At 62.0% G+C, this 15244-nt stretch carries 10 protein-coding genes and 4 tRNA genes; 4 read left to right on the top strand and 10 right to left on the bottom strand.

Annotation, left to right across the window (positions count from 1 at the left end; genetic code table 11):
• Positions 1–57: 57 nt before the first annotated feature.
• From clpP to MKZ40_RS02850, 6 genes are all read right to left on the bottom strand, one after another.
• Positions 58–678: an ATP-dependent Clp endopeptidase proteolytic subunit ClpP gene (clpP, locus tag MKZ40_RS02875; RefSeq protein WP_043331300.1), complete on the bottom strand. Its 621-nt coding sequence runs from the start codon at positions 676–678 to the stop codon at positions 58–60.
• A 122-nt stretch (positions 679–800) separates the two neighbouring features.
• A complete protein-coding gene (gene tig, locus MKZ40_RS02870; RefSeq protein WP_175088615.1) occupies positions 801–2153 on the bottom strand; it encodes a trigger factor in 1353 nt (450 codons plus the stop codon).
• A 315-nt stretch (positions 2154–2468) separates the two neighbouring features.
• Positions 2469–2543: transfer RNA gene (locus MKZ40_RS02865), tRNA-His, on the bottom strand.
• Positions 2544–2611: 68 nt separating this feature from the next.
• Positions 2612–2686, bottom strand: a tRNA-His gene (locus MKZ40_RS02860).
• 93 nt (positions 2687–2779) lie between these two features.
• Positions 2780–2856: transfer RNA gene (locus MKZ40_RS02855), tRNA-Arg, on the bottom strand.
• Positions 2857–2942: 86 nt separating this feature from the next.
• A tRNA-Pro gene (locus tag MKZ40_RS02850) sits at positions 2943–3019 on the bottom strand.
• Between the two features lie 598 nt (positions 3020–3617).
• Between MKZ40_RS02850 and folD the strand changes: the two genes are divergently transcribed.
• Positions 3618–4487: a bifunctional methylenetetrahydrofolate dehydrogenase/methenyltetrahydrofolate cyclohydrolase FolD gene (folD, locus tag MKZ40_RS02845; RefSeq protein WP_175088614.1), complete on the top strand. Its 870-nt coding sequence runs from the start codon at positions 3618–3620 to the stop codon at positions 4485–4487.
• A gap of 85 nt (positions 4488–4572) precedes the next feature.
• Positions 4573–5283: a 5'-methylthioadenosine/S-adenosylhomocysteine nucleosidase gene (gene mtnN, locus MKZ40_RS02840; RefSeq protein ID WP_175088613.1), complete on the top strand. Its 711-nt coding sequence runs from the start codon at positions 4573–4575 to the stop codon at positions 5281–5283.
• Between the two features lie 106 nt (positions 5284–5389).
• On the opposite strand, the gene cysS is transcribed toward mtnN, so the two are convergent.
• Both cysS and MKZ40_RS02830 read right to left on the bottom strand, forming a co-directional pair.
• Positions 5390–6772 (bottom strand): cysteine--tRNA ligase, encoded by a 1383-nt coding sequence (gene cysS / locus MKZ40_RS02835; protein ID WP_175088687.1) that lies wholly within the window; start codon positions 6770–6772, stop codon positions 5390–5392.
• A gap of 202 nt (positions 6773–6974) precedes the next feature.
• Positions 6975–8654, bottom strand: coding sequence for a glutamine--tRNA ligase/YqeY domain fusion protein (locus tag MKZ40_RS02830; RefSeq protein WP_175088612.1), 1680 nt, complete (start codon positions 8652–8654; stop codon positions 6975–6977).
• 238 nt (positions 8655–8892) lie between these two features.
• Between MKZ40_RS02830 and MKZ40_RS02825 the strand changes: the two genes are divergently transcribed.
• A complete protein-coding gene (locus MKZ40_RS02825) occupies positions 8893–9387 on the top strand; it encodes a peptidylprolyl isomerase (protein ID WP_175088611.1) in 495 nt (164 codons plus the stop codon).
• A 152-nt stretch (positions 9388–9539) separates the two neighbouring features.
• The gene (locus tag MKZ40_RS02820; RefSeq protein ID WP_175088610.1) at positions 9540–10313 is read left to right on the top strand and encodes a UDP-2,3-diacylglucosamine diphosphatase; all 774 of its coding nucleotides are present in this window, start codon (positions 9540–9542) and stop codon (positions 10311–10313) included.
• Between the two features lie 123 nt (positions 10314–10436).
• Here the strand turns inward: MKZ40_RS02820 and MKZ40_RS02815 are convergent, their stop codons facing one another.
• Together MKZ40_RS02815 and MKZ40_RS02810 are read right to left on the bottom strand one after the other, a co-directional pair.
• A complete protein-coding gene (locus MKZ40_RS02815) occupies positions 10437–14351 on the bottom strand; it encodes an AAA family ATPase (protein ID WP_175088609.1) in 3915 nt (1304 codons plus the stop codon).
• Between the two features lie 141 nt (positions 14352–14492).
• A complete protein-coding gene (locus MKZ40_RS02810; protein WP_175088608.1) occupies positions 14493–15242 on the bottom strand; it encodes a tRNA-(ms[2]io[6]A)-hydroxylase in 750 nt (249 codons plus the stop codon).
• Positions 15243–15244 lie beyond the last annotated feature (2 nt).

Here is a 15244-nt window from a genome sequence, read left to right as displayed (position 1 = left end):
CCGGGGAGCCGCCGGAAATGCATGTTTGCCGACGTCAGGTCAGCCGTTTACGCGGGATCATTCCACGTCGGGACGGCGTTCCAGCACGGCATCGATCAGGCCGTACTCCACTGCCTGATTGGCCGCCATGAAGTTATCACGGTCGGTATCATTGGCAATGGTGTCGAAGTCCTGGCCAGTGTGATGCGCGAGAATGCGATTGAGCTTCTCACGGATGGTCAGGATTTCCTTGGTGTGAATCTCGATATCCGTGGCCTGACCCTGATAGCCGCCCAGCGGCTGGTGGATCATGACGCGGGAGTTCGGCAGCGCGTAGCGCTTGCCGGCGGCACCGCCTGCCAGCAGCAAGGCACCCATGCTGGCTGCCTGGCCGATGCACACGGTGGACACGTCGGGCTTGATGAACTGCATGGTGTCGTAGATCGCCATCCCTGCAGTCACGGAGCCACCCGGCGAGTTGATGTACAGATGGATGTCCTTGTCCGGGTTTTCAGACTCGAGGAACAACAGCTGAGCCACGACCAGATTGGCCATGTAATCCTCAACCGGACCCACAAGGAAGATCACCCGTTCCTTCAGCAGGCGGGAATAGATGTCATAGGCCCGTTCGCCGCGAGCATTCTGCTCGACAACCATCGGAACCAGACCGCCAGCATTCTTGATGTCGAAGTCGTTCATGGGGGCTTCCTTCATCCGATGACATTGATATCCATTGAGCATGCCACTTTACCCCGCCCACTGACCAGAGACCCGGCCGTAGCCGGGTCCTGGTCTAGCAAGCACTAGGGGTCAACCAAGCTTCAGGCTTGCTCGCCTTCGGCTTCAGTAGCCTCTTCTTCTGCTTCTTCCTGCTGCTGTGCAGCCTGCAGGGCTTCCTGGTAGGACATGGCAACGTCCTTAACCTGAGCCTGTGCCAGCAGCTTGTCAACGGCCTTCTCTTCAAGCAGCACGGACTTGAGCTGGTTGCGAGCCTGTTCGTTGGAACCATAGTACTCGGTGACCTGAGCCGGGTCCTGGTACTGCTGAGCCATTTCTTCAACGCGAGCATTCAGCTCTTCGTCGCTGACGTCCATCTCGTTGCTGCTGACGACTTCGCTGAGCAGCAGGCCAGTCTTGACGCGCTGTACCGCCTGGTCCTGGAACAACTCGCCCGGCAGCTGGGAGACGTCGAAGTCTTCGCCCAGACCGAACTGCTGTGCAGCCTGACGCTTCAGACCGTCGATTTCCTGGTCGGCCAGGGCCTGCGGCACGAGGATGTCGTTGGCCTTGGTCAGTTCGGCCAGCACCTGCTGCTTGACGCGATTCTCGATCGCGTTCTTCAGCTCACGCTGCATGTTCTTCTTCACTTCCACCTTGAAGCTTTCGACATCGGCAGCTTCGAGGCCAAACTGGGCGATGAACTCTTCGTTCACTTCCGGCAGTTCCTGAGCCTTGACGGCGTGGACCTTGACCTTGAAGGTCGCTTCCTGACCGGCGAGGTGCTCGGCCTGGTAGTCAGCCGGGAAGGAAACCTTGATTTCCTTGTCGTCGCCGGCAGCAGCGCCGACCAGCTGCTCTTCAAAGCCCGGGATGAAGCTGTTGGAGCCCAGCACCAGCTCGTGACCTTCTGCCTTGCCGCCTTCGAAGGCCTCTTCACCGAGGAAGCCTTCAAAATCGATCTTGACCTGGTCGCCGTCAGCGGCAGCGCGCTCGACGTCGGTCCAGGAAGCGTTCTGCTTGCGCAGGGTCTCGATCATCTCTTCGACGTCGGCGTCGGTCACTTCGGCCTGCGGACGCTCGATTTCAGCGCCTTCGATCGGCTTCAGTTCGATTTCCGGGTAGATTTCCAGAGTCGCGACGAACTCCAGATCCTTGCCGGCTTCATCGACGGTCGCGTCGATCTTCGGCCAGCCAGCCGGGTTCAGTTCGTTTTCGGTGACGGCAGTCACGTAATGCTGGCGCATGATCTCGCCAACGATCTCGTTGCGCACGTCCTTGCCGTAACGCTGTTTCACCACTGCCATCGGCACGTGGCCCTTGCGGAAGCCGTTCAGACGAACGGTCTTGGCGGTTTCCAGAAGACGGGCGTTGACGGCCTGGTCGACTTCAGAAGCCGGCACCGTGATGGTGACCGTGCGCTCGATCGGAGAAGTCGTTGCGACAGAAGCTTGCATGAAAGTTCCTCTACCCACTGGTGGCGTTCGAATCATAAAGGCGAAGATTGTAGAAACCCCGCCACGCGCTGGCAAGCGCGGATATGACCCCTTCATATGGTGCCTTGGTCCAAGTTATTCAAGGACCCCGGCCATTTTCTGCTCCACCTACCCGCCAGACAGGCGCCTGGAGCGCCCGGCGACTCGGAATCGTCATGCATGGAGCAGTGCGAAAAAACCAAAAAAAAGGAGGAGAAAGCCATTGGCCTTCTCCCCCTTTTGCGGCATGCCGCCCGCCCAAGTGGGCCAGGCAGCATCCTGATATTCATCGAGACGTGGGGTGGATGATGGGGTTCGAACCCACGACCACCGGAGTCACAATCCGGGGCTCTACCACTGAGCTACACCCACCACTTCTGGAGGTTGGACAGAAAGCCTGCCGTCTCCATCTCGTTGATACTGCTCAAGCTGACATGCAATGGGGTGGATGATGGGGTTCGAACCCACGACCACCGGAGTCACAATCCGGGGCTCTACCACTGAGCTACACCCACCACTGCATGAACATCTTCACATCGTCTGGTCGCAGTCATCAGGCTCAATGAAGAGCATTCCGACATCCACTTCGATGACAAACGTCATCTCGATGGCACGCCCAGCAGGACTCGAACCTGCAACCTACGGCTTAGAAGGCCGTTGCTCTATCCGGTTGAGCTATAGGCGCAGAAACTAATGCTGCGAGTCAACCTCCGGACAAAGCCCTGAATACTGTTTCAAAAGGCCGAAGCCTTGCGATACATTGCATTCAAGTGGTCGGGATAGAGGGATTCGAACCCCCGACATCCTGCTCCCAAAGCAGGCGCGCTACCAGACTGCGCTATATCCCGAAACCGTCTTCAACCGACCGTCGAACCCCGTCGATGCGAGGCGTATTCTACCGAACTTTCGTCTGCGGTCAAGCCCTTACGTGAATTCTTTCCAAAAGAATCGTTTGCCCCTCGCGCTGTCATGCCAATGTCATGTCGCGAGCTTTCATCCATGAAACTCCCCCAACTTCTCTGCTTGCTGATACAGGACGCCTTACCTGTCATCGCTTCTGCCACTGACGCAGTGATGACTTGCGACGGCTGAGTGCCGCCGGTGGACTGACTATCGTCCTCACGCCTTCTACTTCTCCGCCCTACAACCTCCCCTTCCACCCCACCCTTCTCCTTTCCTTGCTTCTACCTATGCCTCTACCTTTATCTTGGCCTTTTCTTGCACCCCTGAAGATGGAGCGTCAAGGCGACAATCGCATGGCATACCCCCACTCTCGCCTGCCTCCTGACGCCGTCACCTGGCCTGTGGGCGACTGCGGAAGACCTGACGCCCATGACAGCTTTCGACCAAGGTCGTCATTCGGCGTTGACTGGAGGGCGAGGCATGCGAAAATTGGCCATCGTTGTCCCTCCTGCATTTATCGCCCACGAGAAGGAATGATCGCTGATGTCAGCACAACTGATAGATGGCAAGGCCATTGCCGAACGCGTACGCCAACAGGTAGGCCGTCAGGTCGATGCGCGTCGTGATGCCGGTGAACGTATTCCGGGGCTTGCCGTCGTGCTGGTCGGCGAAGACGCGGCGTCCGAGGTCTATGTCCGCAACAAGCACCGCGCCTGCGAGAAGGCTGGCATCCTCTCCACCCAGCACCGGCTGTCCGCTGACACCACTCAGCAGGAGCTGGAAGCCCTGGTAGACCAGCTGAATGACGACACCAGCATCGACGGCATCCTGGTACAGCTGCCGCTGCCGGCGCATCTCGATTCACGCCCGATTCTCGAGCGCATCCGCACCGACAAGGACGTGGACGGCTTCCACCCCTACAACCTCGGCCGTCTGGCGCAGCGCCTGCCGGTGATGCGCCCCTGCACGCCCAAGGGCATCATGACGCTGCTGTCCGAGAGCGGTCTGCAGGTGCGCGGCATGGACGCCACCATCGTGGGAGCTTCCAACATCGTCGGTCGCCCGATGTCACTGGAGCTGATGCTGGCCGGCTGCACCACCACCGTCTGTCACCGCTTCACCAAGGACCTGGAAAGCAAGGTCCGCCAGGCCGACCTCGTCGTGGTCGGCGTCGGCAAGCCGGGCCTGGTCAAGGGTGAATGGATCAAGGAAGGCGCCATCGTCATCGATGTGGGTATCAACCGCCTCGACAACGGCTCACTGGTCGGTGACGTGGAGTTCGCCCCGGCAGCGGAACGTGCAGGCTGGATCACGCCAGTACCGGGCGGCGTCGGCCCGATGACCGTTGCCTCTCTGCTGGAGAACACCCTGTTCGCCGCCGAGCTGCACGATGCCCAGCTGGCCGGCAAGTAAGTACAAGCCCTCTCGCTGACACCTCCCCTGGCCACGGGGCATCGCGTGACAGGATGCCCCGCAGGCCCTGCTTCAGGATTTCACCATGTCCCTCAAGACACTTGGCATCATCGGCGCCATGGCCGAGGAAGTCGCCATCCTCGCCGAACTGCTGGAAGACAGCACCACGACTCGTCATGCCGGCTCCACCTTCCACGTCGGTCAGCTGCATGGCCTCAAGGTCGTGCTGCTGCAGTCCGGGATCGGCAAGGTCAATGCCGCCGTGGGCGCCTGCCAGTTGATCGAGCGCTACCAGCCGGACGCCATCATCAACACCGGTTCCGCCGGGGGCTTCGCCTCTGATCTGGAGATCGGCGATGTGGTCATCTCCAGCGAAGTGCGTCACCACGACGTCGATGCCGTGGTGTTCGGCTACGAATACGGCCAGGTGCCGCAGATGCCGGCCGCCTACCCGTCAGACCCGGCACTGGTGAAGATCGCGCGCGAGTGCGTCGAAGCCCAGGGCGAGATCAAGGCACGTGAAGGCCTGATCTGCACCGGAGACATCTTCATGGCAGACCCGGAACTGGTCGCGCTGACTCGCTCACGCTTCCCGGACATGCTGGCCGCCGAGATGGAAGCCGCCGCCATCGCCCAGACCTGCTTCGTCTATGAGATGCCGTTCGTGGTCATCCGCGCGCTGTCTGACATCGCCGGCAAGGACAACAACAGCCAGTCCTTCGAGGAATTCCTGCACGTCGCCTCACGTCAGTCCTCGCGCATGGTCGAGGCCATGGTCAAGCGCCTCGCCAGCTGATCAGCCGCTGCCTGAGAGCGACCCCGCCCGACCGGCCATGAAAAAACCGCCGCCCCTCTCGGGACGGCGGTTTTTTTCGCGGTGACAATGTGTCATGCCAACCGTGTCAGCCTTCCAGCACCCAGGTCGTCCCCTCGCGGGAATCCTTGAGGATGATGCCCTGAGCGGCCAGCTCGTCACGAATACGGTCAGCACCCGCGAAGTCCTTGGCCTTCTTGGCAGCAGCACGCGCCTCGATCTGCGCCTGGATCTCGTCTTCTGACAACGTCAATGCGGCTGTGTCACCCTTGAGGAAGACCGCCGGGTCCTGCCCGAACAATCCCAGCAGGCCGCCCAGCGACGTCAGCTCGAAGGCCAGCGCCGGCGCCTGATGCGGCGCCTCCTTCTTGGCACGGTTGAGCTCGCGGGCCAGCTCGAACAGCACCGACAGCGCACCGGCCGTATTGAAGTCGTCATCCATGGCAGCCACGAAGCGTGCCCGCCAGTCACCTGACACCTCACCCTGTTCGGGCGTGACTTTCTCCAGCGCATTGTAGAAACGCTCCAGCGAACGACGCGCCTCATCCAGCGAGTTGGCCTCGTAGCTGATCGCGCTGCGGTAATGGCTGGCCACCAGCAGGTAACGCACCACTTCCGGGTTGTGCTGCTCCAGCACATCACGAATCGTGAAGAAATTGCCCAGCGACTTGGACATCTTGTCCTGCCCGACACGCACTGCACCGGCGTGCATCCACACGTTGGCATACTGCTGACCAGTGGCGGCTTCGGACTGGGCGATCTCGTTCTCGTGATGCGGGAAGGTCAGGTCCGGACCGCCGCCGTGGATATCGAAGGTGTTGCCCAGGCAGCAGGTCGACATCGCGGAGCACTCGATATGCCAGCCCGGACGGCCCGCGCCCCAGGGGGATGGCCAGCTGGCCTCGCCCGGCTTGGCGGCCTTCCACAGCACGAAGTCAAGCGGGTCTTCCTTGGCCTCTTCCACTTCCACGCGCGCGCCGGACTGCATATCATCGAGCTGACGGTTGTTGAGCTTGCCATAGCCCTCGAAACGACGCACACGATAGTAGACGTCCCCGTTGCTGGCCGCGTAGGCAAAGCCCTTGTCGATCAGCGTCTCGGTCATCGCGATGATATCGCCGATGTGCGCGGTCGCCCGTGGCTCGCGATCAGGCCGCAGGATACCCAGACGCCCCTCGTCTTCGTGCATCGCCTGGATCATGCGCTCGGTCAGCACCTCGAAGGCTTCGCCATTCTCATCGGCTCGCTTGAGGATCTTGTCGTCGATATCGGTAATGTTGCGCACATAGGTGACGTCATAGCCACGCGCACGCAGGTAACGCGTGATGATGTCGAAGGCCACCATCACACGCGCATGGCCGATGTGACAGAGGTCATAGACCGTCACGCCACAGACGTACATGCGCACCTTGTTGCCTTCCAATGGCACGAAGGGTGCCTTGGTCCGGCTCAGGGTACTGTAGATGGACAGTGTGCTCGCGGCATCTTCGAGTGAAATCATTCAGTCATCGCCCTTGGCTACTTTGCTGACAGCGCTCTGTCAGCCTTGCGAAATGGAGCGACCCGCAGGCCGATCATGCAACTTCGTCATCGAAGGTACAGGATCCGCCTGCGGGCCGTGAAGCGGGTCAAAAGTCATGCCAGCAGACCTCCCGCAGGAGGCCTGGCTGCCATCAACCCTTCTTCTGGGCCTTGGCCCAACCGTCCTTCAGGCTGACGGTACGGTTGAAGACCAGCGCGCCATCGACGCAGTCATGGCGGTCGGCGACGAAGTAGCCGATACGCTCGAACTGGTAACGCGTTTCCGGCGCGGCATTGCGCAGGCTCGGCTCACCGAAGCCCTTGACGATGCTCAGCGAGTTCGGATTGAGATGCTCAAGGAAGTCGACATCCTTGTCACGGTCCGGCTCGGCTTCCAGGAACAGGCTCTCGTACTGACGCACCTCGACCGGTACCGCGTGCTCGGCGCTGACCCAGTGGATGACACCCTTGACCTTGCGGCCTTCCGGGTTCTTGCCGAGGGTATCGAGGTCGACACTGCAACGCAGCTCGACGATCTCGCCGGCTTCATCCTTGATCACTTCATCACAGCGGATGACGTAACCGTTGCGCAGACGCACCTCCTTCTCGGGCGCGAGACGGAAGAACTTCTTCGGCGCATCTTCCATGAAGTCATCGGCGTCGATCCACAGCTCACGGGTCAGCGGAATCTGGCGCGTGCCCATGTCGTCACGTGCTGGATGGCCGGGCACCTCGAAGACTTCCTCATGGCCTTTCGGCAGGTTGGTCAGCACCACCTTGAGCGGATTGAGCACGCACATGGCACGCAGCGCGTTGTCTTCCAGGTCCGAGCGAATGGCGTGGTGCAGCATGCCGATCTCGACCATGCCACCATCCGCACGGCTCACGCCGATCATGTCGCAGAACTTGCGGATGGAAGCGGCCGTGTAGCCACGACGACGCATGCCCGAGATGGTCGGCATGCGCGGATCATCCCAGCCATCGACGACGCCTTCGTCCACCAGCAACTTCAGCTTGCGCTTGGAAGTGACGGTGTAATCCAGATTCAGACGCGCGAACTCGATCTGACGCGGCGTGCTCGGCACCGGCAGGTTAGCCAGGAACCACTCATACAGCGGACGATGGTCCTCGAATTCCAGCGTACAGATGGAATGCGTCACGCCTTCCAGTGCATCGGACTGACCGTGGGTGAAATCATAGGACGGATAGATCTTCCACTTGTCGCCGGTCTGGTGATGGCTGGCATGACGGATGCGGTAGAGGATCGGGTCGCGCAGATTGATGTTGGGCGCCGCCATGTCGATACGGGCACGCAGCACCTTCTCGCTCTCGCCGAATTCCCCCTTCTTCATGCGCTCGAGCAGGTCGAGGTTTTCCTCGGGGCTACGCTCACGGTAAGGGCTCGGGCGACCCGGCTCCTTCAGCGTGCCACGATACTCACGAATCTCGTCCGGCGACAGGTCATCGACATAGGCCTTGCCTTCACGCACCAGGTGCTGGGCCCAGGCATAGAGCTGGTCGAAGTAATCGGAAGCGAAGCGCACCTTGCCGGCCCACTCGAAGCCCAACCATTCGACGTCTTCCTTGATGGCGTCGATATAGGCCTGCTCTTCCTTGGCCGGGTTGGTGTCATCGAAGCGCAGGTGACAATCGCCACCGAGCTGCTGCGCCAGACCGAAGTTCAGACAGATCGACTTGGCGTGCCCGATATGCAGGAAGCCGTTGGGCTCCGGCGGGAAACGCGTGACAACCTTATCGGCACGGCCGGCCTCGAGTTCTTCGCGGATCTGGTTAAGCACGAAGTTCGGGGCGCTCTGGGTCTCGGTACTCATGAAGTTTCGCTGCACCTCTGTGTGGTTCCTGGGCGTCGTATTGCGGCTCGTCATGTGGTTGAACGAACGTGCGCAAGGACAACAAGACGGATGATCGGGGCTGCATCCACGCGCCTGCCGCCCGCTCAGGCTTTCGTGTCTGGATGCAAAGCCGCTATTATAGCGCGACGCCCGCAGGCGATGCCATGAAGCCGCGCCTGCCTGACACTTGAGCAAGACAGATGACCGGGAAGCCCGAATGATCGTTCTTCACACCAACTACGGCGATATCACCCTCGAACTCAACCACGAGAAGGCCCCGAAGACCGCGGCCAACTTCGAGCAGTACGTGCGTGAAGGCCACTACACCAATGTCCTTTTCCACCGCGTCATTCCGGGTTTCATGGTTCAGGGCGGTGGCTTTGACACCGACTTCAACCAGAAGCCGACCAATGGCGTGATCGAGAACGAAGCCGACAACGGCCTCAAGAACGACCGCGGCACCGTGGCCATGGCTCGCACCATGGACCCGCACTCAGCCAGCGCCCAGTTCTTCATCAACGTCAATGACAACGACTTCCTGAACTTCACCAGCAAGACCAGCCAGGGCTGGGGTTACTGCGTGTTCGGCAAGGTCGTCGAAGGCATGGACGTGGTCGAGAAGATCGAAGCGGTCAAGACTACCCGTCGCGACGGCCACGCCGACGTGCCAGCAGAAGACGTGATCATCACCAGCGCCGAAATCACCGAATAAGCGATTTCGCCTGATCACGCCGCAAGGCGTGCCTGCCGCCCGGCCTTGCCTCGTGATCGCGAGTGTCAGGCTGGGCGGTTTGCGTTATGAACCCCAACGGCAGTGCGCCCTTGCGATGCCCTGCTGACCGCCCACCTTCGCGGACCCCGACCATGAACACGACTGCCACCACCCTCTTCATCTCCGACCTGCACCTGCAACCCGACACACCCGAGATCGCCCAGGGCTTTCTCGACTATCTGGCACGCCTGGCATCCTGCCAGCCTGCCGTCGAGCGTCTGTTCCTGCTGGGTGACATCTTCGAGGTCTGGGTCGGCGATGACTATCGCAACGACTTCACCGACAGCATGAGCGCTGCGCTCAAGCGCATCGCCGAGCGCGGCACCGCGATCTTCTTCATGCACGGCAATCGCGACTTCCTGGTCGGCGAGACCTTCGCGGCCGAGGCCGGCGTGACACTGCTGCCCGACCCGAGCGTGATCGAGCTGGACGGCGAGCGTGTGCTGCTGATGCATGGCGACAGCATGTGCACCCGCGACGAAGCCTACATGAAGTTCCGCGCCATGACCCGCGACCCTCAGTGGCAGGCACAGATTCTGGCCATGCCGCTTGAGCAGCGCCTGGCGCTGGCCCAGTCACTGCGCATGCAGTCCGGCGAGACCAACAGCGAGAAGGACGAGGCGATCATGGACGTCACGCCCGAGGAAGTGGTGCGCGAGATGCGTGAGCACGACGTGCGCACGCTGATCCATGGCCATACGCATCGTCCGGCGGTGCATGAACTCGAGATCGATGGCGAGCCGGCGCGCCGGATCGTGCTCGGCGACTGGCGTCCGACCCAGGCCTTCGACATCATCGCTCGTGGCCAGGGGCCGGAGCTGCGCGAATTTGCGCTGCCGCTGGTCGATGCGATCACTCACGACTGATCGCCGCTGAGCACCCAACGCATGTGACAACACCACTGAGCGCTCCGCACACACCAAAAAGCCCCGCTGCCGATCACGGCAACGGGGCTTTTTCTCACGCTCTCACGGCGCCAGACGCTTCGCTCAGGCCGGCGACGACGCCTTGCGGCGCGCACGTCCCTCGGCAACCTCCACCAGCTGATGCCACCCCAGCACCGCAGGGGCATCGGCGCTCGGCAGCTCTTCCAGCAACACCTTCAGACGCTGACACCGCTCGGCATCATGGGCATCGACCAGACGCAGCCAGGTGGCAAGCCCCATGGCTTCATGGTGGGTGTTTTCCTGCTCGATGGAGTAGGACAGCCCCTGCTCGATCAGGGAGCGCACCTTCTCCAACGGCAGTCCCTGAGCACTGCGCAGGCTCGCGACCAGATAGCTGACTTCTGACAGGTAGAAGGAATTGCGCTCCTGGGCAACCAGCAGCACCTTCTCCATGTATTCCTCAGCGGCAGCGTACTCGCCCAGCGCCATCACGGCGTCCATGTACCACAGATTGGGACGCTGATGACGCTCGCGCCCGGTCAGCTCGGCGAACTCGTTCATGCTCGACTGCAGCATGGACAGGCCATCGCGGTCACCATTCATCGCCCGCGCCCAGCCCAGCACACCATGCGCGGCCATGTGCCAAAGGTGAAGGTCCGCTGAACGCGTCACTTCCAGGGCCCGCTCGGCACGCTGGGTCGCCAGATGGGTGTGGCCCAGCTGACGATACAGGGAGGTGGAGAACATCAGCGCCATCGCCAGCGAACCGGGCTGACCGATCTGCTCGGCCATGCGAATCGCCGCTTCGGCCTGCTGCTCGGCCTTCACATAGTCGCAGCGCAGGCACGATGTCCAGCTCTGCAGACAGGACGCCGCCACCTGCGGGTGATCGCTGAACGGCAGCCATTCGAGGACCATCGGATGGTTGACCGGATCGATCTCATCCAGGTGCTCGCCCGCCACACGCACGCGACCGGCCCAGAACTCGCAGTGGGCACGTGCATAATCGGCCAGACGGCGATAGCGATCATCGGAAAGCTCTTCCGCCAGCTCGCTGAGGCCTGAGGCCAGCGCGAAGGCATCGGCGTGGGCATGACGCTCGCTGCAGCCGACCCACAGGCCCCACTTGACGATGAAGGCCTGTTCGAGGTCCGGCTCGTCGTCCTCTACCAGCGCAGGACTGCTGAGCAGGTTGCGCGCCTGCACGAAGCTCTCGTGGGCGATGCGTGAGCCATGGCCTTCCAGCGCGAAGCCGGATTGGCCACGTACCGTCAGCAGGCTGACCTCGCGTTCTTCCTGACCATCGACATGCTTGAGGCAGGCCAGGCCGTTGTCCGCCATCTTGAGCGCGGTGCGGTTGGCACTGATCTTGAGCGCCTCACGCGCCGAGAGCTCAAAGTAACGCGCGGCACGGCTGAAGTTCTGCGACTTGCGCAGGTGAACAGCGAAGTAGCCGGGGTGACGACTGATCCAGGCGGGATACTTGTCCTCGATCAGCGCGACCACCTGATGGTGAATCCGGCGCCGCACGTCCCGCGGGCAGGACAGATAGGCCGCTTCCTGGATCAGCTGATGGGTAAACTGGTAGTCGAATTCACTGTCGCTACTGCAGGCTTCGATGATCTCCAGACGCTGCATGTTCTCGATGGCACGCTTGAGGCGGCCCTCCTCGAACTCACAGCTCTGGCGCACGAAGCTCAGCTTGAAGACACGCCCCAATACCGCGGCGGCGTGGGCGACATCACGCCCTTCTTCCAGTTGATCGATACGGCTGGAGAGCAGGCCGATCAGGCCCTTGGGCAACTCGTCGAGCTGCACCGGACGCCCTTCGCGGCGGTCCATGTCGAGACGACGGCAGATTTCCTGCAGATAGAGCGGCACGCCATCGCAGCGCTCGATGAGCTGGCTGCGCATGCGCGGACTCAGGTGCAGGCGATAACGACGTGACAGGTGCGACAGCAGGCGCGAGACCTGCATCGGGTCGAGACGACCCAGTGCGATATGCTGATCCCAGTTGAGCTTGACTGCCAAGCTGTCGCGACCGTTGTGGCTCGCGGCCAGCATGAAGCCGATATTGATCGGCAGACGTGCCTGCAGGCCAGCCAGCACCTTGAGCGACGGCTCGTCGAGCCACTGCAGGTCATCGATCATCATCACCAGCGGGCGCAGGCTGGCTGACTTCTCGATCACCAGATGCAGCACGCGCACGACGCGCTCGACCGTCTCGCTGGACTGGATCAGCACTTCGTCTTCCGCAGTATCTTCCGCCGTGCCGAGCACCGCATGGAAGGAGCGACGCACTTCCTCGCTGATGCCCTGCAGCGCCTCGGAGGACTCGAACAGCTGCTCGACGCTTTCGCGATCGATATTGCCGTCCAGACGCCAGCGAATCAGCGCCGATACGACACTGTAGGGTTCCAGCTGCGAGAGGCGCGTGGTCGGCATCCAGCACAGCCCGACATCCTGGCTCTGCTCCAGCTGACGGAAATTGACCATCAGGGCCGACTTGCCCATGCCGGTGTTGCCACTGACCAGCACGCTCTGACGCAGGCCGATGCTGGCGCGGGCCAGCGCATCGCGCAGACGACGCAGCTCGCCCTCACGCCCGATCAAGGTCGGCAGCGAGGATTCGCGGGTGGCGACGCTGCTGCCCAGCACCAGCGCACGCAGACGCACGCGACCGTCAGCGGCCAACAGGCGCGAGGTCAAGCGGGGCTGCAGGTCCAGTGCCGGCGGCATGTGCTGACTGGCTTCCTGGGAAATCACCAGCTCGCTGCCTTCGGCGGCGGTCATCAACTCGAGGGAATATTGCGTGACCTGACCCAGCGGATCGGCCAGCTGACGCTCCGGCAGGTAGATCACCTGGCCGGAGTGCAGGCCCGCCGACAGCGAGAAGACCGGCGGCTTGCCTTCGCCGTCCCATAGCTTGGCGATCTCATCGGGGATCGCCTTGCTGCAGTGCTCATAGAGCGCGACCAGCTCGGCGAGCTGATGCGCCGGGCCGTGGGTACCGAAACATGCCAGACCCACGCCCCCCGTGGCACCCGGCAGCCAGAAGCCGCCCAGGTGGTGGCACTGCTGCTCCAGCCAGCGCAACAGCTCGATCTGCAGCGTCAGGCAGGCACGCGCCCAAACGCGGTCACGATGGCTGTCCTTGACGCTCAGGCGAATGGCCATGACCGACAGCTGACGGTGATCGATTTCCTCTTCACGCAGCGGCGCACTGTCCAGCGACAAGGTCCGTGAGATGGCGCCCTGCGGCGTCATGGCGCTCATGGTCTCGCTCTTGCCATCGGACCAGTAGCGCGCCAGCTGCAGGAAGCCGGGGTCCGGCTGCTGACCGGAGAGCGCCAGCTGCTGCAGGAAGGCATTGAACTGCTCATGGGCCGCGGCCGACTGGCCGCCTTCGGCCAGCTGACGCACGAGACGCTCATGGAAGGGGCCATAACCGGAGAAACGGCTGACCAGCGTGCGCAGTACGTCATCGGGCAGCGGCTCGTCCGTGGCCAGCACCCGCTCGGCGAACTGGATGACGCGCTGACGCCACTCGCCACGCACCTTGATCATCCAACGCTGGAAGTCAGGGCACTGGGTCAAGGAAAGCTCCTCGACCAGGTCGCCACGATACAGGGTGAGAATCTCCCCCAGGGTTGCGACGGAGGGCGGCGCCAGCAGCAGGCCGTTGAGCTCGTCGAGATCAAGCTCCCAGTGCTCCGGCAGCGAGAGCGCGATGGTCTGGCGCGACACCGTCAACAGGTTGTCGGCCTCCTCGCCAAGACTCTGACGCAGACAGTGCAAGGCGTGGCGAAGGTTGGTCCGTCCGGAGGACAGCCCCTGATCCGGCCAGAGCAACTCCGCCAACCCGGCACGGGAGACGGCCTGATCATGCAGCAGCAGATGCAGAAGTAGCGCCTTGACCTTGTCGTAGCTGAACTGAGTCAGCGTGTCATCACCCAACGTCAGCTGGAAATGTCCCAGCAGTGCCAGTTGAGCTTGACCAGATGTTTCCTGCGTCATGTGTCATCCATTTCAAAGTCGCGAACGAAACGCCAGCCCTGCCACGGCGCCGGTGATCCCCTGTCCTTTATCCTTGCCTTGGTCTCTCGTGCCTTGCCCCATCGCGTCCCGCCCCATCCTGGCCGAGGCGCGCGCTGCCCGTCATGCGCTCGGCTGACCACTGTGGAAGCGGAAGACAGCGTCGGGGGTTTCGATCAGCTCTCGTTCCACTTCACGCAGCACCGCGAGACGGGGCCCCAGTGGTTCATTGGTATATTGCTCTGCCAACATGAGGTAATCCTCATAGTGACGTCCTTCTGACTTAACCAAAGTGCGATAGAACTTTGCAAGCTCTGGTTCCAGATACGGGATCAGGCGCGCGAAGCGCTCACACGACCTTGCCTCTATCAGGGCGCCGATCAGCAGGATGTCCACCAAGCGTTGCGGGTCTTCGTCCCTGACCTGCTGACGCAGGCCTTCGGCATAGCGCGAGGCCTTGATATGCCGATAGACGATGCCCCGCTTCTCCATCAGCCCGACCACCTGCTCGAAGTGCAGCAGCTCCTCGCGCGCCAGCTGTGACATCTTGGTCAACAGCAGTGGCCGGTTCACGTAACGGTACATCAGGCTCATGGCGGTAGAGGCGGCTTTCTTCTCGCACTGCGCATGGTCGATCAGCAACAGCTCCGGGTTCTCAAGCGCCGCCTCAACCCAGCTCAGGGGCGTCCTGCAGGGCAGAAAGGCCAGCAGCGACGCCGGCAGCAAGGCATCGGTATCTTCATCGCTTGGCCCATGCGACGCTGCGATCACGCGCGCCCCAGCCTCACTCTCGCCATGCTGCCCAGCATGAACATCATCATGCTGCTTGCTCTGCTCAGGCGCAATAACATTGCGCTCGGTCACGTCGGTCATTG

The organism is Cobetia sp. BMC6 (assembly GCF_029991385.1).
Taxonomy (GTDB): Bacteria; Pseudomonadota; Gammaproteobacteria; order Pseudomonadales; family Halomonadaceae; genus Cobetia.
The sequence above is the reverse complement of the archived record's forward strand: the minus strand, read 5'-3'. Positions and strand labels throughout refer to the sequence as shown.

Bases quoted from the DNA above. Each gene is read 5' to 3' on its own strand.
- clpP (WP_043331300.1), bottom strand. From the start codon at position 678: ATGAACGACTTCGACATCAAGAATGCTGGCGGTCTGGTTCCGATGGTT.
- tig (WP_175088615.1), bottom strand. From the start codon at position 2,153: ATGCAAGCTTCTGTCGCAACGACTTCTCCGATCGAGCGCACGGTCACC.
- folD (WP_175088614.1), top strand. From the start codon at position 3,618: ATGTCAGCACAACTGATAGATGGCAAGGCCATTGCCGAACGCGTACGC.
- mtnN (WP_175088613.1), top strand. From the start codon at position 4,573: ATGTCCCTCAAGACACTTGGCATCATCGGCGCCATGGCCGAGGAAGTC.
- MKZ40_RS02830 (WP_175088612.1), bottom strand. From the start codon at position 8,654: ATGAGTACCGAGACCCAGAGCGCCCCGAACTTCGTGCTTAACCAGATC.
- MKZ40_RS02825 (WP_175088611.1), top strand. From the start codon at position 8,893: ATGATCGTTCTTCACACCAACTACGGCGATATCACCCTCGAACTCAAC.
- MKZ40_RS02820 (WP_175088610.1), top strand. From the start codon at position 9,540: ATGAACACGACTGCCACCACCCTCTTCATCTCCGACCTGCACCTGCAA.
- MKZ40_RS02815 (WP_175088609.1), bottom strand. From the start codon at position 14,351: ATGACGCAGGAAACATCTGGTCAAGCTCAACTGGCACTGCTGGGACAT.
- MKZ40_RS02810 (WP_175088608.1), bottom strand. From the start codon at position 15,242: ATGACCGACGTGACCGAGCGCAATGTTATTGCGCCTGAGCAGAGCAAG.